The 18,805-nt window shown below is 56.6% G+C and carries 15 protein-coding genes; 6 read left to right on the top strand and 9 right to left on the bottom strand.

What is annotated here, in order from left to right:
• Nucleotides 1–69: 69 nt before the first annotated feature.
• From argH to argC, 3 genes are all read right to left on the bottom strand, one after another.
• The gene (argH, locus tag DD606_RS18275; protein ID WP_003862053.1) at nucleotides 70–1,443 is read right to left on the bottom strand and encodes an argininosuccinate lyase; all 1,374 of its coding nucleotides are present in this window, start codon (nucleotides 1,441–1,443) and stop codon (nucleotides 70–72) included.
• 105 nt (nucleotides 1,444–1,548) lie between these two features.
• The gene (gene argB / locus DD606_RS18270) at nucleotides 1,549–2,325 is read right to left on the bottom strand and encodes an acetylglutamate kinase (protein WP_086527949.1); all 777 of its coding nucleotides are present in this window, start codon (nucleotides 2,323–2,325) and stop codon (nucleotides 1,549–1,551) included.
• A gap of 6 nt (nucleotides 2,326–2,331) precedes the next feature.
• Nucleotides 2,332–3,336 (bottom strand): N-acetyl-gamma-glutamyl-phosphate reductase, encoded by a 1,005-nt coding sequence (gene argC, locus DD606_RS18265; protein ID WP_129258964.1) that lies wholly within the window; start codon nucleotides 3,334–3,336, stop codon nucleotides 2,332–2,334.
• Nucleotides 3,337–3,424: 88 nt separating this feature from the next.
• Between argC and argE the strand changes: the two genes are divergently transcribed.
• From argE to DD606_RS18250, 3 genes are all read left to right on the top strand, one after another.
• On the top strand, nucleotides 3,425–4,576 hold the full coding sequence (gene argE, locus DD606_RS18260; protein ID WP_003862050.1) for an acetylornithine deacetylase: 1,152 nt from the start codon (nucleotides 3,425–3,427) through the stop codon (nucleotides 4,574–4,576).
• A 271-nt stretch (nucleotides 4,577–4,847) separates the two neighbouring features.
• Entirely contained in the window at nucleotides 4,848–7,499 is a 2,652-nt protein-coding gene (gene ppc / locus DD606_RS18255) for a phosphoenolpyruvate carboxylase (RefSeq protein WP_017383108.1), read from the top strand.
• A 102-nt stretch (nucleotides 7,500–7,601) separates the two neighbouring features.
• On the top strand, nucleotides 7,602–8,450 hold the full coding sequence (locus tag DD606_RS18250) for a helix-turn-helix transcriptional regulator (RefSeq protein ID WP_048209930.1): 849 nt from the start codon (nucleotides 7,602–7,604) through the stop codon (nucleotides 8,448–8,450).
• On the opposite strand, the gene DD606_RS18245 is transcribed toward DD606_RS18250, so the two are convergent.
• Genes DD606_RS18245 through DD606_RS18225 form a run of 5 tightly spaced genes read right to left on the bottom strand, consistent with a single transcriptional unit; the run spans nucleotide 8,437 to nucleotide 13,400 of the window.
• Nucleotides 8,437–8,793 carry a PTS fructose-like transporter subunit IIB gene (locus tag DD606_RS18245; protein ID WP_045343485.1) on the bottom strand — a complete coding sequence of 119 codons (357 nt, stop codon included), beginning with the start codon at nucleotides 8,791–8,793 and terminating at the stop codon, nucleotides 8,437–8,439. The two genes, DD606_RS18250 and DD606_RS18245, sit on opposite strands and share 14 nt — an antisense overlap.
• Nucleotides 8,794–8,795: 2 nt before the next feature.
• Nucleotides 8,796–9,671 (bottom strand): [formate-C-acetyltransferase]-activating enzyme, encoded by an 876-nt coding sequence (locus DD606_RS18240; protein WP_045343484.1) that lies wholly within the window; start codon nucleotides 9,669–9,671, stop codon nucleotides 8,796–8,798.
• Nucleotides 9,637–11,934, bottom strand: a complete 2,298-nt coding sequence (locus DD606_RS18235) for a formate C-acetyltransferase (RefSeq protein ID WP_045350740.1) — start codon at nucleotides 11,932–11,934, stop codon at nucleotides 9,637–9,639. The genes DD606_RS18240 and DD606_RS18235 overlap by 35 nt, the downstream gene beginning before the upstream one ends.
• A 51-nt stretch (nucleotides 11,935–11,985) precedes the next feature.
• The gene (locus DD606_RS18230; RefSeq protein ID WP_045343482.1) at nucleotides 11,986–12,306 is read right to left on the bottom strand and encodes a PTS fructose-like transporter subunit IIB; all 321 of its coding nucleotides are present in this window, start codon (nucleotides 12,304–12,306) and stop codon (nucleotides 11,986–11,988) included.
• Nucleotides 12,307–12,320: 14 nt separating this feature from the next.
• A complete protein-coding gene (locus DD606_RS18225) occupies nucleotides 12,321–13,400 on the bottom strand; it encodes a PTS fructose transporter subunit EIIC (protein WP_045343481.1) in 1,080 nt (359 codons plus the stop codon).
• Nucleotides 13,401–13,705: 305 nt separating this feature from the next.
• Here DD606_RS18225 and ptsP point away from each other — a divergent pair, with 305 nt between their 5' ends.
• The 3 genes from ptsP to DD606_RS18210 are packed head-to-tail and all read left to right on the top strand — an operon-like array spanning nucleotide 13,706 to nucleotide 18,000.
• A complete protein-coding gene (ptsP, locus tag DD606_RS18220) occupies nucleotides 13,706–16,207 on the top strand; it encodes a phosphoenolpyruvate--protein phosphotransferase (RefSeq protein ID WP_129258962.1) in 2,502 nt (833 codons plus the stop codon).
• Between the two features lie 14 nt (nucleotides 16,208–16,221).
• Entirely contained in the window at nucleotides 16,222–16,884 is a 663-nt protein-coding gene (gene fsa / locus DD606_RS18215; protein WP_023315033.1) for a fructose-6-phosphate aldolase, read from the top strand.
• A gap of 12 nt (nucleotides 16,885–16,896) precedes the next feature.
• Complete coding sequence (locus DD606_RS18210) at nucleotides 16,897–18,000, top strand: glycerol dehydrogenase (protein ID WP_023315034.1); 1,104 nt, start codon at nucleotides 16,897–16,899, stop codon at nucleotides 17,998–18,000.
• A 92-nt stretch (nucleotides 18,001–18,092) separates the two neighbouring features.
• Here the strand turns inward: DD606_RS18210 and DD606_RS18205 are convergent.
• Nucleotides 18,093–18,805, bottom strand: a 713-nt coding sequence (locus tag DD606_RS18205) for a peroxidase family protein (protein WP_306768318.1), incomplete at its 5' end; no start/stop codon positions are given.

Genomic DNA, 18,805 nt, shown 5'->3' with positions numbered 1-18,805 from the left:
AAGCTAGGCTCCGTTTTTCTCCCTCTCCCAGTGGGAGAGGGCCGGGGTGAGGGCACCAGCCCGCACGGTTTAAACCAACCGGTTTTTCGCATCCGCAATCGCCTGCGCTACCTGCTTCGGTGACACGCCGCCTTTCGCTGCACGCTTATCCAGGCAGGATTGCAGGGCCAGAATCGGGTAGACATCATCCCCGATAACCGCGCTGAATTTTTGCAGGTCGGCAAGCGCCAGCTCTTCAAGGGCTTTACCCTGACGAATCGCTTCCACTACCGCTTCACCCACAATATGGTGCGCCTCGCGGAACGGTACGCCTTTCGCCACCAGGTAGTCCGCCAGCTCGGTAGAGTTAGCATACCCCTGCTGCGCCGCTTCCTGGCAGCGCGGACGTTTCACCTGAATGCCGTCCAGCACCAGCGCGCCCATATGCAGACAGTCCAGCCAGGTGTCGAGCGCGTCGAACAGCCCCTCTTTGTCTTCCTGCATGTCTTTGTTGTACGCCAGCGGCAGCCCTTTCAGGGTCATCATCATACCGGTCAGCGCACCCTGCACGCGGCCACATTTCCCGCGGATCAGCTCCAGCGCGTCCGGGTTTTTCTTCTGCGGCATCAGGGAGGAGCCGGACGTCACACGGTCGGACAGCTCCACAAACCCGGCTTCGCCAGAGTTAAAGAAGATCAGGTCTTCGGCAAAGCGCGACAGGTGCACCATCCCGATAGATGCATTTGAGAGCAGTTCCAGCACGTGGTCACGGTCAGAGACGCTGTCCAGACTATTGCGGGTGGCGGAGGCAAAGCCCAGCCAGCCTGCCAGCTGCTCACGGTCAATTTCATAAGCCGTACCGGCAAGCGCGCCGCTGCCCAGCGGGCTCACGTCCAGACGCTTTAAGGTATCCTGTAAACGGCTCTCATCACGCGCCAGCATCTCAACATAGGCCAGACACCAGTGCGCGAACGTCACCGGCTGCGCGCGTTGCAGGTGGGTATAACCCGGCATCACCGCGTCCTGATTGTTCTGCGCGGTGTCCACCAGCGCGCCCTGCAACTGACGATTCGCCGCCAGCAGTTCGCCGACGGTCTCTTTGCACCACAGCTTCAGGTCGGTCGCCACCTGGTCATTACGGCTACGCCCGGTATGGAGCTTTTTACCCAACTGGCCGACTTTGTCGATCAGTTTGCCTTCCACCCAGCTGTGAATATCTTCAGCATCGCTCTGGAGGATTTGCTGCGGATCCAGACGCACCTCTTCCAGCAGATTGTTCAGCGCCTCTTCCAGCTGCTGCTGTTCGTCTGCGGTCAGCACGCCAACGGTCACCAGCGCTTTGGACCAGGCCACAGAGCCGACAATATCCTGTTCGGCCAGGCGGTAGTCGAAGCGCAAAGAGTCGTTGAACTGTTTGAACCGCTGATCCGCTGCCTGTGTAAAACGCCCACCCCAAAGTGCCATAACGAATTTCCTTAATGATGATATTTTTGCCCGGTGGCGCTGCGCTTACCGGGCCTACAAAATTCACGTAGGCCGGATAAGCAAAGCGCCATCCGGCACAGAAACTTAAGCCAGAATACGCGTACCAATCGGCGTACCGTTAAACAGCGCCGGGAGTTGCTCCGCGTGCCGCCAGGAGGCGATATCCACCGGGCGACCCAACGTGCGGGCCGCATCCAGCGCCGCATTCACTTTAACAATCATGCCGTCGGTGATAATGCCTTGATCGATCAGCTGCTCGGCTTTTGCGGCGGTCATTTCCGCAATACGCTGGCCTTTGCCGTCCAGTATGCCGCTCACGTCGGAGAGCAGGATCAGGTCTGCGCCCAGCGTGGCCGCCAGCGCGGTTGCCGCCTGGTCCGCATTGACGTTCATCAGCTCGCCCTCTTCGGTCACGCCGATTGAGCTCACCACCGGCAGGAAACCGCCTTCCAGCAGGGTGTTAATCAGCTTAGGCGAACCCGGCTGCGCCAGTCCAACATGGCCAAGCTCTTCGTCAAGCTGGGTCACTTTCACGCTATCGCCATCGCCCAGACAGAGGCCAACGGAGGCGATATGGTGTTTCTTCGCCCACGCCAGCAGCGTTTTGTTCGCTGTGCCCGCCAGCGCGCCGGTAATGATGTCAATCTGGTCGGCAGGCGTCACGCGCAGGCCATTTTTCTTTTTCACCGGCAGGTTGAGCCCTTTCATCAGCTCATCCACCACACAGCCGCCGCCGTGCACAATCACCAGCGGACGTTGGTGTGATTCACGATAGTTCACCAGTGCGTTAAACAGGCGCTCCAGCGCTTCTTCGCTGTCCAGCAGTACACCACCGAGTTTGATAATTAATGGGTTCATCATCACACCTTAAATAAGAGCCTGCGTTTCAGGGAAGCCGAAACGAATATTTGCACACTGCATTGCCTGTGCGGCAGCGCCTTTGAGTAGGTTATCTTCTGCTGCCACCACGATGAGATGCTCACCCTGCACGGCAAAGCCGATATCGCAGAACGGCAGGCCGACCACATTTTTCAGCGCCGGCACGCCTTTGTCGTACAGGCGCACCAGCGGTTTGTCCGCATACGCCTGCGTGAAGACCTCGTTCACCTGTTCTTTGTTCACACCCGGCTTCAGGCGGCAGGTAATGGTTTCGAGGATCCCGCGCGGGAAGCTGCCCAGATGCGGGGTGAAAATGACGTCCGCGCCCAGATGCGTCGTGATTTCAGGATGATGACGGTGGTTAAACACGCCATACGGCTGAAGGCTCACTTCGCAGAAGCTGTTGGAGATTGCCGCTTTGCGCCCGGCGCCGCTCACGCCGCTGGTGGCGTTGATCACCGGCCACTGGTTCAGATCCAGCAACCCCGCGTCGATCAGCGGCTTCAGGGAAAGCTGCGCCGCCGTCGGGTAGCATCCCGGAACGGCAATCAGGTTCACTTCTTTCAGTTTATCTGCGCTCCACTCCGCCAGGCCGTACACCGCTTTTTCAAGCAGATCCGGATGCTGGTGGGTGAAACCGTAATATTTTTCGTAGAACGCGCCGTCGTTAACGCGGAACGCGCCGGAGAGATCGAACACCACGCATCCGGCTGCCAGGAACTGCGGCGCCAGGTCGTGACTGACCTCGTGTGCGGTGGCTAAAAACACCACGTCAACGCCGTCGGTAAACTCGCTGATGTCAGACATGGGCTGCAAAGGCAAATCAACCACGCCCTTAAGTTGTGGATGCAAATCGGAAATTAACTTTCCGGCATCATTGCTTTGCGCTGACACGGTCAAAGCGGTTATGGTCATATGAGGGTGGCGATTTACGTAGCTTACAAGCTCTGCGCCCGCATAACCGCTAGCGCCTACAATCAGCGTATTCAACATCGGGTTCCTTTATGCTCAACGTTAATGTATTTTTATTCACATTTATTGCATGAATATTGATACTATCACGACCTAAGGTGTGTCAACAATGAAAATGAACTTACCGCCATTTATCGAGATTTACCGCGCCCTGATCGCCACACCCTCCATCAGCGCGACGGAAGAAGCCCTGGATCAGAGCAATGAGTCTTTAATCAATCTGCTGGCGGGTTGGTTTAGCGATCTTGGGTTTAACGTTGAGGTTCAGCCCGTCCCCGGAACACGCCACAAATTTAACCTGCTCGCCAGTACCGGACATGGCGCGGGCGGCCTGCTGCTGGCTGGGCACACTGACACCGTGCCGTTTGATGATGGCCGCTGGACGCGCGATCCGTTCACGCTGACCGAGCATGACAACAAGCTTTATGGTCTGGGCACCGCCGACATGAAAGGCTTCTTCGCCTTTATCCTCGACGCGCTGCGTGACGTGGACGTGACGAAGCTGAAAAAACCGCTCTACATTCTGGCGACCGCCGATGAAGAGACCAGCATGGCGGGCGCACGTTATTTCTCTGAAAACACATCGATTCGTCCTGACTGCGCGATCATCGGCGAACCGACCTCTCTGCAACCGATTCGGGCGCACAAAGGCCATATTTCTACCGCGGTGCGCGTACTGGGCCAGTCTGGCCACTCCAGCGATCCGGCGCGCGGCGTGAACGCCATTGAGCTGATGCATGACGCGATTGGCCGCATCATGACCCTGCGCGACGATCTGAAAGAGCGCTATCACTACGAGGCGTTCACCGTGCCTTACCCAACGCTTAACCTCGGCAGCCTGCACGGCGGTGATGCGTCCAACCGTATCTGCGCCTGCTGCGAACTGCATATGGATATCCGTCCTCTGCCGGGCATGACGCTGAGCGATCTGGATGGCTTACTGAACGAAGCGCTGGCACCGGTCAGCGAGCGCTGGCCGGGCCGTCTGACGGTCTCCGAACTGCATCCGCCGATTCCAGGCTACGAATGCCCGCCTGACCATCAGCTGGTTCAGGTAGTGGAAAAACTGCTCGGCGAGAAAACCGACGTGGTGAACTACTGCACCGAAGCGCCGTTTATTCAGACGCTGTGCCCGACGCTGGTTCTGGGCCCTGGCTCCATCAACCAGGCACACCAGCCGGACGAATATCTCGAAACCCGCTTCATCAAGCCCACCCGCGAACTCATTACCCAGGTTGTGCATCACTTCTGCTGGCATTAAAACCGCACCGAAAAGTCCCCTCTCCCTGTGGGAGAGGGTTAGGGTGAGGGCAACAAATCGCATGATCACCGTCACATTTCCATAAGCATCTCTTATCTGACGCAATGCGAATTAAATTTCGTAAATTGTCCGCATTTATTCGTCTGCTGAACCGTTTTCGCAGCAATTGACGACGGGGGTTTTACGTGGCTTTATAAAGGGAGATGACAAAATAATGTCCAGAAGATTTTCGCCTGGGCATAAACAAAAATGATGGGGTGACTGGGTTTTTATGAACGAACAATATTCCGCGTTGCGTAGTAATGTCAGTATGCTCGGCAAAGTGCTTGGAGATACCATCAAAGACGCACTGGGGGAGAACATCCTCGACCGCGTTGAAACCATCCGCAAGCTGTCCAAATCTTCCCGCGCCGGTAATGAGGCCAACCGTCAGGAGCTGCTTACCACCTTGCAGAACCTCTCCAACGATGAGCTGCTGCCCGTTGCCCGCGCCTTCAGCCAGTTCCTGAACCTGGCAAACACCGCTGAGCAATACCACAGCATTTCGCCAAAAGGCGAAGCGGCCAGCAACCCGGAAGTCATTGCCCGCACCCTTCGTAAACTCAAAGACCAGCCCGACCTCAACGAAGCGACCATCAAAAAAGCGGTGGAATCCCTTTCGCTGGAGCTGGTGCTGACCGCACACCCAACCGAAATCACCCGTCGTACGCTGATCCACAAAATGGTGGAAGTGAACAACTGTCTGAAGCAGTTGGATAACAAAGACATCGCCGACTACGAACGTAACCAGCTTATGCGCCGCCTGCGCCAGCTGATTGCCCAGTCCTGGCACACCGATGAAATTCGTAAGCATCGCCCAAGCCCGGTCGACGAAGCCAAGTGGGGCTTTGCGGTGGTGGAAAACAGCCTGTGGGAAGGGGTACCCAACTACCTGCGCGAGCTGAACGAACAGCTGGAAGAAAATCTGGGCTATCGCCTGCCGGTCGACTTTGTGCCGGTTCGCTTCACCTCCTGGATGGGCGGCGACCGCGACGGCAACCCGAACGTGACGGCGGAAATCACCCGTCACGTCCTGCTGCTGAGCCGCTGGAAAGCAACCGACCTGTTCCTGAAAGATATTCAGGTGCTGATCTCCGAGCTGTCGATGGTGGAAGCGACGCCGGAACTGCGCGCGCTGGCCGGTGAAGAAGGCGCCAGCGAGCCGTACCGCTTCCTGATGAAAAAGCTGCGCGGTCAGCTGATGGCCACTCAGGCCTGGCTGGAAGCGCGCCTGAAAGGCCAGCGCCTGCCGAAGCCGGAAGGTCTGCTGAGCCAGAACGAACAGCTCTGGGAGCCTCTATACGCCTGCTATAAATCGCTCCAGGCTTGTGGGATGGGCATCATTGCCAACGGCGAACTGCTCGACACCCTGCGCCGCGTGAAGTGTTTCGGCGTGCCGCTGGTGCGTATCGACGTTCGTCAGGAAAGTACCCGTCATACCGAAGCGCTGGGCGAGCTGACCCGCTACCTCGGCATTGGCGACTACGAAAGCTGGTCAGAAGCCGACAAACAGGCGTTCCTGATCCGCGAGCTGAACTCCAAGCGCCCGCTGCTGCCGCGCAACTGGGAGCCAAGCAATGACACCCGCGAAGTGCTCAACACCTGTAAAGCGATTGTAGATGCGCCGAAAGGATCTGTGGCCGCCTACGTGATCTCCATGGCGAAGACCCCGTCCGACGTGCTGGGCGTTCACCTTCTGCTGAAAGAAGCGGGCATTGACTATGCTCTGCCGGTAGCACCGCTATTTGAGACTCTCGACGACCTGAACAACGCTAACGACGTGATGACCCAGCTGCTGAACATCGACTGGTATCGCGGCTTTATTCAGGGCAAACAGATGGTGATGATCGGCTATTCCGACTCCGCGAAAGATGCGGGGGTGATGGCAGCCTCCTGGGCGCAGTATCAGGCACAGGATGCACTGATCAAAACCTGTGAGAAAGCCGGTATCGAGCTGACCCTGTTCCACGGACGCGGTGGCTCAATTGGTCGTGGCGGTGCGCCTGCACACGCGGCGCTGCTCTCTCAACCACCAGGAAGCCTGAAAGGCGGCCTGCGCGTGACCGAGCAGGGCGAGATGATCCGCTTCAAGTACGGCCTGCCGGAAGTGACCATCAGCAGCCTGTCGCTTTATACCAGCGCGATCCTCGAAGCCAACCTGCTGCCGCCGCCGGAGCCAAAAGAATCCTGGTGCCGGATTATGGACGAACTGTCTGACATCTCCTGCGATCTGTACCGCGGCTACGTGCGTGAAAACAAAGACTTTGTCCCTTACTTCCGCTCGGCCACGCCTGAACAGGAGCTGGGTAAACTGCCGCTGGGTTCGCGCCCGGCCAAGCGTCGTCCGACCGGCGGTGTTGAATCCCTGCGCGCCATTCCATGGATCTTCGCCTGGACGCAAAACCGCTTAATGCTGCCAGCCTGGCTGGGTGCCGGTGCGGCGCTGCAAAAAGTGGTGGAAGACGGTAAGCAGAGCGAACTGGAAACCATGTGCCGCGACTGGCCATTCTTCTCTACCCGTCTGGGAATGCTGGAGATGGTCTTCTCGAAGGCCGACCTGTGGCTGGCGGAATACTACGATCAGCGCCTGGTGAAGCCGGAGCTGTGGGCGCTGGGCAAAGAGCTGCGCGAACTGCTGGAAGGCGACATCAAAGTGGTGCTGGATATCGCCAATGACTCCCACCTGATGGAAGACCTGCCGTGGATCGCCGAGTCTATCCAGCTGCGTAACATCTACACCGACCCGCTGAACGTTTTACAGGCAGAGCTGCTGCACCGTTCGCGTCTGGCGGAAGAGGAAGGTAAAGAGCCGGATCCACGCGTTGAACAGGCGCTGATGGTAACGATAGCAGGCGTTGCGGCAGGTATGCGTAACACCGGTTGATCGGTTTTGCCAGGTGGCGCTTACGCTTACCCGCCCTAAAATAGGCTTTTCGTAGGCCCGGCAAGCACCAGCGCCGCCGGGCAATACCCTGGTATCCACACCATGCACCACGACATTACCCACATCCTGACTAACCTGATCAACAGCACTACGCCGCTGCGTCAGGTGCATTTTGCAAACTCCGCTACCTCCGCCCCCGAACTTGCCTTGCAGGTCGATTTTCCACGTCTGGAGATCGCGATCGAAGGTTCGATGAAAGACCAGGCTGGCTGCGTTTTACAGCAGGGTGATGTTTTATACGTCCCGGCTGGCGGCTGGAATAATCCACAATGGCAAGCACCCGCAACAACGCTGAGCATCCTGTTTGGCAAACAGCAGCTTGGGTTTAGCCTTTTGCACTGGAATGGTATAGACGTTCGAAACCTGACAAAGCAGCACGTTGCCCGCCGCGGTCCCCGTATTGGATCGCTACTCTTACAGACGCTTCATGAAATGCAGATGCAACCGCATGAGCAACAAACCGCGCGGCTGATTATTGCCAGCCTGCTTAGCCACTGCGTCGACCTGCTGGGTAGTCAGATCCAAACCGCCTCCCGCAGCCAGGCTTTGTTTGAAGCAATTCGGGTCTATATTGACGAACACTACGCCACTCCCCTTACCCGGGAATCCGTCGCGCAGGCGTTTTATATCTCCCCAAACTACCTGTCGCATCTGTTCCAGAAAACGGGCGCAGTGGGTTTCAATGAGTACCTGACGCACACCCGACTGGAACACGCGCGCCAGTTACTGAAAGGATATGATTTGAAAGTGAAAGAGGTGGCGCATGCCTGCGGATTTGTCGACAGCAACTATTTCTGCCGGTTGTTTCGTAAAAACACCGAGCGTTCGCCGTCAGAATACCGTCGCCAGTATCACAGCCAGCTCACCGGGAAGGTCATTAGTCCAGAATGACCTGAGTATGCTGCGGAGCGGCTAACATTTTACGCACCGCCCCCATCACCTTTTGTGGGTCGCGTAAAAAGGCGCTAATACCGCACTTCACGTAGCGCGCATGCTCGAAACGTTCGCTGCCCGCCAGTTCGATATCGGTAATGAGCAATACGACATCGGCTCGCCGTATGTCGTCTTCCGTAAGCTCGCACTCAACACCCAGCGCTCCCTGCGTCTCAATGTTAACGCTCCACTTCTCCTGCTGGCAGAGCTTTTCCAGACGTTCGGCAGCCATATAGGTATGTGCGACGCCACTGACACACGCGGTCACCGCCACCAGATGACGTCCCGTTATCACTGTCATGTTCAGCCTCCCACGGTAACATTGAAACCTTCGCGCTCTGCCAGTTGACGCATCGCTGACACCTCATCTTCTGTCGGAGGGGTCGCTTGCCGCATTCCCCACTCCTGTCCCAGCAGACGGTATTTTGGCTCCCCATACTGATGAAAGGGCAATAAATGCAGTTGCCGTATTCCTGAAGGTAGCAGGAAAGCCAGCACGCGCGCCATGTTCGTTTCGTTAAGCGTATAGCCAGGAATAAGCGGCACACGAGGAATCACGTTTATCCCGTCAGCCACCAGCTGGCGGAAATTATCCAGCACTCTGGGAAGATTCATTGCCACAATCGATTGGGCCAGATCCGCGTCCATGATCTTTAAATCAAACAACACTTCATCACACTGGCGAGCCAGCGGCATTAATCGGGACAAAGGGGCATCGCCTGCCGTTTCGATGGCCGTATGCACGCCGAAACGGCGTAAACCCTGTAGAAATTTTGTCGCGAAAGGCGCATGCAGCAACACTTCGCCACCCGAGAGCGTCACCCCACCTCCAGAGGAACGAAAGAAAACATCGTCTTTCATTACCTCGCTTACCAGCTCCTCCAGCGTAACATCCCGCCCAATAGGCTCAAATGCGCCGGAGGGGCACTCATCGACGTCCCGCAAACAGGGTGCGCAGTGAAGACATTTGCTTTCTCTGCGCACCGTTTCGATTTTCGGTGAAATCGACTCCGGATTCGCACACCACGGACAGCGATGAGGACAACCTTTAAAAAAGACCACCGTACGGATGCCGCGACCGTCATTCAATGAGTAGCGCTGGATATTGAAAATACGCGCCACCTCGGCGTGCGTTTCAACCACGTCACAGCTGATGCGCTGTGCGGCGGATAATGTCATCCTGGATCTCCTTCGATAACTCAACAAAGAAGGCGCTGTAGCCAGCAACGCGCACCACCAGCCCGGCAAAATCCTGTGGACGCTGTTGCGCTTCACGCAATGTTTCCGCGTTCACCACGTTGAACTGGATATGCTGCAACTTAAGCTGGGTGAAAGCACGAAGGAAATCCGCCAGCTTTTGCAGCCCGGCATCGCCTTCCAGCGTCGCAGGGGTAAATTTAACGTTTAACAGCGTACCGTTAGATAACAGATAGTTATCCAGCTTGCTTACCGATTTAAGTACCGCCGTTGGGCCCTGCATATCTTGCCCAAGCATCGGGGAGAGCCCACCGTCAGCCAGTTGCTCTCCGGCAAAGCGGCCATCCGGTGTAGCTCCCACCACCGCCCCCAGCGGCACGTGCGCCGATACGGTATAAGAGCCTGGCGTGAACTGTCCGCCGCGCGGGTTCCGGTATTTTTCGACCTCTTTACAGTAATGGCGCAACAGTTCAGCGCTGATATTGTCGACATCATCGATATCATTGCCGTATTTTTCGAAGCGATTGATCAACCTTGCACGCACCTTTTCTCCCTCGGGGGTGGCAAAGTTCGCTTTTAACACGGCTAAGAGCTCATCAAAACTTAAGCGCTGCTGTTCAAAGACCAGCCCTTTCAGGGCGTGCAGTGAATCACTCAGATTGGCTATCCCGATCCCCTGAACGCCAGAAAAGTTATACCGCGCCCCGCCGTCGGTAATATCTTTCCCTGATTCAAGACAATCGCTGATAAATGAAGAGAGCAACGGCACCGGTGCCCAGTCTCGATGGCCGATATCGCAGATGTTGCTCCCCTCAACCATCAGCGCAATGTAGTGATTAATTTTGGCGCGAATATGGTCCAGCAAGCCTTCATAACTCAGCGCAGCATTACCTTCGTTCTCCTGCATCGCGATTTCCATTACTTTCAGCAGGTTAAACATCGCGATATCGTGCAGGCCATAGGTTTTACCCGGAATTGACAGTTCTACACAGCCAACCACCGCGTAGTCGCGCGCATCCTCCAGCGACACACCCCGATTCAGGAAAGCGGGTACCACCACTTCATCATTGAAAATCTGCGGGATACCGGTGCCCAGGCGGATCGTCTCCGCCGTTTTAAGCAGAAAAGGACGGTCGATAAGTTCGTTAACCCGCACGCCAAGGTTCGGTTGAGGAAGCTGAACGCTCTGGTAAGCATCCAGGCACAGGAAGGAAAGCACATTCACTGCGCTACGACCGCTCTCCGTTAAACCGCCCAACAACGCGGTATAACCCGTCGGGAAACCAGCAAAATAACGTGCGCTACTCGTCGAACGTAAAAGCACCACGTCATTGCATTTCACCCACAGCGATTCCAGTAGCTCTTTCAGAAATGCGGGATCGTCCCCCTGCGAAAACGAAGCCTGATAAAAGGGCAGCATATACTGGTCGAAGCGCCCGATAGAAAGCGAGCTGGCGTTAGATTCGTATTGCAAAATGACGTTCATATACCAGAACAGCTGACACGCCTGCCAGAACGTTTGCGGCTTATGCTGCGCGTTGTGACGCGAGATTTCGGCAATCTTTCGTAGCTCTTCACGCCGTGAAGCGTCATCACAGACGGTTGCAAGCGTTTCAGCCAGCGCAGCATAGCGCAGAATATGGCGCTGGGAGGCTTCAAGCAGAATCAGCGCGGCGGCATAGAACGTGTTCTGAGCATCGCGGGCACAATATTCTCGCATTTGCTCCACCAGCGCACCCAGCCCGTTATTCAGCAGGCGCGGATAATCAATAATGATATGCCCCTGCCCTTTGTCCGTCTGGTTGACGCTGAAAATTTGCGTCCCTACAGCGGCTTTCACCTCATCCGTCATCTGGCTGTTGATGAAATCTTTCATCGACCGTTTTTCCCAGTAGGGATACAGCACGTCGCGGTAGATCTGCTTATCCGCTTCGCCGATCTCGAAGCGGTCCTGCGGACGTGTGGAAAACTGGTCCAGCTCCTTAAGTAGCCAGTACGGATCCATCTCAGGGGACATAATGCCCGCGCGCGGTTTAACGGTGCGGTTTCCGGCAATCAGTTCCTCATCACGAATCGCGATATTCACATGGTCAAGAATGTACGCCGTGGCTTTTGCTCGCCTGAGGATAACCGGCTCGCCCTCCGTCTGTTGATGGCTGGCGGTATAGAGCAAAGCACGCTCAAGCGAGATTTCACGTGGACTGGCAAAAAGTGCGTCTTTCAAACGCTGGATACGATTCGTCATGAGGGAACTCCTGTAACGGAAAACGAACCCGCCCCGAAGGGCGGGAGAGCGTCAGGCGGTTTGCGCCAGGTGGGCATCAATTTTGTTCATGATGGCGTCGGCGCGTTTTACCGCGTCGCTGATATTGACGCGTACAATGGTTTTCCCGGCAAAGCGCTCTTCGAATTTAATGCCGATATCTTTGGTCAGGATCACCATATCGGCGGCGGCAACGTCTTCTGCCGTCAGTTCGTTCTCCAGGCCAATCGACCCCTGCGTTTCAACCTTCACTTCCCAACCTTTAGATTTGGCGGCACTTTCCAGCGCTTCGGCCGCCATGTAGGTATGGGCAACGCCTGACGGACATGCTGTTACTGCGATAATTCGGGCCATGTTCTTTTCCTCAATCAGTTAATTTCGAAATCCAGATCCAGGTCGTCCTCTTTTTCCTCGACCTGTTTTGCATTCTTGCGGGCAAAACTCTTCAGCACGTTAACGCTAATGGCCGTCACCACAGCCCCCACGGCAACCGCCACGATGTAGCCCAGCTTGCCCTCCACCACAGGGAGAACGATGAGCCCGCCCCAACCGGCATAGCATTGTGCGCCCATCACGGCGGCCGTCACTGCGCCACATGCGGATCCCAGCATGATGGAGGGAATAACGCGCAGAGGATCAGCAGCAGCGAACGGAATGGCCCCTTCGGTGACCCCCACGCAGCCCATCACTAATGCAGCCTTACCCGCTTCACGCTCTTCACCGGTAAAATTCTTGCGATTAATCAGCGTCGCCAGGCCTAATCCTAGCGGTGGTATGCAAATAGCCACGGCGGCAATTGCAACGACGGTATAGACGCCCTGCGCAACGCAAATCAGCATGAAGGCATACGCCACTTTGTTGACCGGGCCGCCCATATCGAACGCCAGCATGAGACCGATAATAATGGCGAGTACCACAATGCTGCCCTGCTGCATTCCTTGCAGCCACTGGGTAAGGCCGGTGGTCAGTGCGCCTACAGGCTCGCCCAGCCCCCACATCATGATGCCTGCTGTGATAAACGTGCCGATAATCGGGATGATGAAAATTGGCATAACGGAGCGCAGCACTTTCGGGACCGGCAGTTTTTTCAGGTACCAAACGACAATCCCACCGAAAATCCCGGCGATAATCGCGCCAAAGAACCCGGCACCGAAGCTGTTGCCCACCCAGGCGGCAATTGCACAGGGAGCCAGCGCGGCGCGTTCTGCAATGGAATAGCCGATATAGGCGGCGAGGAATGGCACCATCAGCGTTAACCCCGCCACGCCGATATCAAAGAGTTTTTTCAGGTTGGGATCGGTTGCGGCATCGGGCACCGCGCCTTTGCCATACAACATGACCGAAACCGCCAGCAGAATGCCGCCCGAGACCACAAACGGGATCATGTGCGACACCCCGGTCATCAGATGCTGCCGCGTGTTCTTGAGAATATGCACCAACTCTTTCATATGTCGCTCCTGGCCTAAAACCATAAAGATGTTGTGGCAAACAATAGGCAATCAGGAAGACGGCGGACAGGAGACAAAAAGGCCATTTACTGGATTTTTGTAATGTCGAAATAAAAATGCGATCCGCCTCGACATTTCTGATAGACGTTACACATAAGACAAAGGATCACAACCTGTGAGTCAAATCTCACTTTCCACGTGACATTACATTTGTCCAGCTTTTGGCAGATTTGTCACATGGCGCGCGTCATCAACACACTCGTATGCTGTTGCCCAATGAATGAGGATTGATTTCAGGAGTGTGTATGGCTCTCGTAGTGGAATTTACCTGTGAATTACCCAACGGTGTTCACGCGCGTCCGGCCAGTCATGTGGAAACGCTGTGCAATACGTTTATCTCGCAAATCGAATGGCACAACCTGCGCACAGACCGTAAAGGGAATGCCAAGAGCGCACTGGCAGTCATTGGCACCGATACGCTGGCAGGCGATGCCTGTCGTCTGGTGATCCAAGGTGAAGATGAGCAGAACGCCTATCAGCAACTGGAACAATGGCTCCGGGAAGAGTTCCCACACTGTGATGCGCCGCTCGCAGAAGCCATTAATATTGAGCGCGATCCGCTGCCAGAATCCCTCGCGCGCCTTAATCCAACGCTTTTCCGCGCCCTGCCCGTTTGCAGCGGTAGCGCCCAGGGCGTGTTGACCTTGCTGGCCTCGCTGGATCTCAACGCACTGTCAGATTTAGCCGAAGCGAAAGACGAAGGAGATGAGCAGTTAGCACTGGATAATGGTCTCACCCTGCTGGTGAAAAACATTGAGCTGCGCGCGCTGGACAGCGACAGCACCGCCAGCGCCATTCTTGAAGCCCATCGTTCGCTGGCTACGGATACCTCGCTGCGCCAGCACCTCCTGTCAGGGGTCAACCGGGGCTTAAGCTGCGCTCAGGCCATCATCGCCACGGCGAACCATTTCTGCGATACGTTCTCTCGTTCCAGCAGCACGTATTTGCAGGAGCGTGTGCTGGACGTACGCGACGTCTGCTATCAGCTTTTACAGCATATCTACGGTGAAGCGCGTTTCCCGTCTCCGGGGCAACTGACGCAGCCGAGCGTCTGCCTTGCTGACGACCTCACGCCCGGCCAGTTCCTGGAACTGGATAAAACCTTGCTAAAAGGGCTGCTGTTAAAAAGCGGTGGAACAACCTCGCATACGGTTATTCTTGCACGTTCCTTTAATATTCCGACGCTGGTGGGCGTCGACAATGAAAGCCTGTTGCAGTGGCGCAATCAATCCGTATTTATCGATGGCAATGCTGGTGCCGTCGTGGTCGATGCCAGCGATGCGGTGGCGCGCTACTACCGACAGGAAGCACGGGTACAACAGGCACTACGCGAGCAGCAGGGCATCTGGCTGGACCGGGAAGCCAGAACCGCCGACGGCCTGCGGGTTGAGATTGCCGCGAACATCGCCCATGCGGTGGAAGCGCAGGCAGCCTTTGAGAACGGCGCCGAGGGCGTTGGCCTGTTTCGCACCGAAATGCTTTATATGGACCGCAGCAGCGCGCCCGGTGAAAACGAGCTCTACAACATTTTCTGTCAGGCACTGGAAAGTGCAAACGGGCGCAGCATCATCGTGCGGACCATGGATATCGGCGGCGATAAGCCGGTAGAGTACCTGAAGATCCCGGCCGAAAATAACCCGTTCCTCGGTTACCGCGCCGTACGTATTTACGAAGAGTATGCAGTGCTTTTCACCACCCAGCTTCGGGCGATCCTGCGCGCCTCTGCTCACGGCAGCCTGAAGATCATGATCCCGATGATCTCTTCCATGGAAGAGATCCTGTGGGTGAAAGAGAAACTTGCCGAAGCGAAACAACAGCTCCGCGCTGAGCATATTCCGTTTGATGAGAAAATCCCGCTTGGCATCATGCTGGAAGTCCCTTCGGTGATGTTTATCATCGACCAGTGCTGCGAAGAGATTGATTTCTTTAGCATCGGTAGCAATGACCTGACGCAGTATCTGCTGGCTGTTGATCGCGATAACGCCAAAGTCACACGCCATTACAACAGCCTGAACCCGGCCTTCCTGAGGGCGCTGGATTACGCGGTACAAGCCGTCCATCGACAGGGGAAATGGATTGGCCTGTGCGGCGAACTGGGTGCAAAAGGCTCGGTGTTGCCATTGCTGGTGGGTCTGGGTTTGGACGAGCTGAGCATGGGGTCGCCCGCTATCCCGGCAACCAAAGCGCGTCTGGCTCAGCTTGATAGCCGCGCCTGCCGCCAGTTGCTGAATCAGGCCATGGCGTGTCGCACTTCGCTTGAAGTGGAGCACATGCTGGCGCAGTTCCGCATGAATCAGCAGGACACACCTCTGGTTACACCTCGCTGCATTTCACTGGACAATGACTGGAACAGCAAAGAAGAGGTCATGAAGGGAATGACCGATAACCTGCTGCTCGCAGGACGTTGCCGCTACCCACGCAAGCTGGAGGCCGATCTGTGGGCACGCGAAGCGGTCTTCTCCACCGGGCTCGGCTTTAGCTTTGCTATCCCGCACAGCAAATCGGAGCACATTGAGCAATCCACCATCAGCGTTGCACGCCTGAAAGCCCCCGTCATGTGGGGAGATGAAGAAGCACAATTCATCATCATGCTAACGCTGAATAAACACGCCGCGGGCGATCAGCATATGCGTATTTTCTCCCGACTGGCACGCCGCATCATGCATGAGGATTTCCGCAATGCGCTGGTTAACGCCAGCTCAGGGGAGGCGATTGCTTCCCTGCTACAACACGAATTAGAACTGTAAAACGAGGAAGAGTGATGGAACTGTACCTGGATACCGCCAACGTAGCGGAAGTTGAACGCCTGGCGCGCATTTTTCCCATTGCGGGCGTTACCACCAACCCGAGCATCATTGCCGCCAGCCGTGAATCCATCTGGGACGTGCTGCCGCGCCTGCAAAAAGCCATTGGGCCGGAAGGCATGCTGTTTGCTCAAACCATGAGCCGCGATGCCGAAGAAATGGTGGCGGAAGCAAAACGGCTGAACAATGCCCTGCCGGACATCGTGGTAAAAATTCCCGTCACTGCACAGGGGCTCATCGCGATTAAGGCGCTGAAGAAAGAGGGAATTACCACGCTGGGCACCGCCGTTTACAGCGCCGCTCAGGGTTTACTGGCCGCGCTGGCAGGCGCGAAATACGTTGCGCCGTACGTCAACCGCGTCGACGCACAGGGCGGCGACGGTATTGGCATGGTACAGGAGCTGCAGTCCCTGCTGGAACTGCATGCGCCGGAAAGCATGGTGCTGGCTGCCAGCTTTAAAACGCCGCGCCAGGCGCTGGATTGCCTGTTGGCAGGATGTGAGGCAATCACGCTTCCCTTAGACGTAGCGCAACAAATGCTCGACACACCAGCGGTAGAGTCAGCCATAGAGAAGTTCGAGCAGGACTGGAAAAACGCGTTTGGTAACCTCAACCTCTAAGGGAGAACTGTTATGGACCGTATTATTCAATCGCCGGGGAAATACATCCAGGGTGCAGATGTTCTTACTCGCCTCGGCGACTACCTGAAGCCGCTGGCGAATCGCTGGCTGGTGGTGGGCGATAAATTTGTGCTGGGTTTTGCTGAAGAAACCCTGCGTCAGAGTTTTAAAAAAGCCGGACTCCATGCCGAAATCGCACCGTTTGGTGGCGAATGTTCGCAAAATGAAATCGATCGCCTGAAAAAGCTGGCCGACAGCGCCGACTGCCTGGCGGTGCTGGGTATCGGCGGCGGAAAAACGCTGGATACCGCCAAAGCGCTGGCGCACTTTATGGACGTGCCGGTGGCTATTGCCCCGACCATTGCCTCCACCGATGCGCCGTGCAGCGCCCTCTCCGTGATTTATACCGACAGCGGTGAGTTCGATCGCTACCTGATGCTGCCGCACAACCCGAACATGGTGATTGTCGATACCAAAGTGGTGGCAGGCGCACCTGCGCGCCTGCTGGCCGCCGGGATTGGCGATGCACTGGCAACCTGGTTTGAAGCGCGCGCCTGTTCGCGCAGCGGCGCCACGACCATGGCGGGTGGCAAGTGCACGCAGGCAGCGTTAGCGCTGGCAGAGCTGTGCTACAACACGCTGGTTGAAGAGGGCGAGAAAGCGATGCTGGCGGCAGAGCAGCATGTCGTCACACCGGCGCTGGAACGCATTATCGAAGCCAACACCTATCTCAGCGGGGTGGGCTTTGAAAGCGGCGGGCTGGCGGCGGCGCACGCCATTCACAACGGCATGACGGCGGTGCCGGATGCGCATCATTTTTACCATGGTGAAAAGGTCGCGTTCGGCACACTGACACAGCTGGTACTGGAGAACGCGCCGGTTGAAGAAATTGAGACCGTCGCCGCGCTTTGCCACAGCGTTGGGCTGCCGATCACCCTGGCGCAGCTGAACATCAAAGAGGATATTCCGGCCAAAATGCGGCTGATCGCGGAAGCGTCCTGCGCCGAAGGTGAAACCATTCACAACATGCCTGGCGGCGTCACGCCGGATCAGGTCTATGCGGCGCTGCTGGTGGCCGACCAGTATGGACAGCGATTCTTGCAGGAGTGGGAGTAACGAAAAAAGCCGGGTGGCGCTGCGCTTACCCGGCCTACATGGCACTTTAATTTGTAGGCCGGGTAAGGCGTAGCCGCCACCCGGCACATGGGTTACTTCACGTCAAACCGGTCCAAATCCATCACTCGCGCCCACGCGGCAACAAAATCACGGACGAACTTCTCGTGTGCATCACTGCTGGCGTAAACTTCGGCCAGCGCACGCAGGACGGCGTTTGAACCGAAGACCAGATCGGCGCGGGTGGCGGTGTATTTCACTTCCCCGCTGGCGCGATCGCTACCGGCAAACAGCTCGTTTGAGTCATCGGTCGCTTTCCACTGGGTGTTCATATCCAGCAGATTAACGAAGAAGTCGTTGCTCAGCACGCCCTCGCGGTTGGTAAACACGCCATTCTTGCTGCCATCGAAGTTTGCACCCAGTACGCGCAGACCGCCGATTAGCACCGTCAGTTCCGGCGCGGTCAGGGTCAGCTGCTGGGCTTTGTCGATCAGCAGCGACTCGGTGGTGGACACATCCACCTGCGCACGGTAGTTGCGGAAACCGTCGGCAACCGGTTCGAGCAGGTTAAACATCTCGATGTCCGTCTGGTCCTGACGCGCATCTACGCGGCCTGGGGTAAACGGTACGTTGACGTAAACGCCTGCCGCTTTCGCCGCCTGCTCAACGCCCACAACACCTGCCAGCACGATGATATCGGCCAGTGAGGCTTTATTAGTGGTGCGCTGAATAGCTTCCAGAGCCGGTAACGCCCGTACCGCCGCGGCGTTCACATCCCAGTCGCGCTGAGGCGCCAGCGCCAGACGCG

The sequence above is a fragment of the Enterobacter cloacae complex sp. GF14B genome (assembly GCF_004136805.1).
Classification (GTDB): Bacteria; Pseudomonadota; Gammaproteobacteria; order Enterobacterales; family Enterobacteriaceae; genus Enterobacter; species Enterobacter hormaechei_C.
This window is presented reverse-complemented; position numbering and strand designations above follow the sequence as displayed.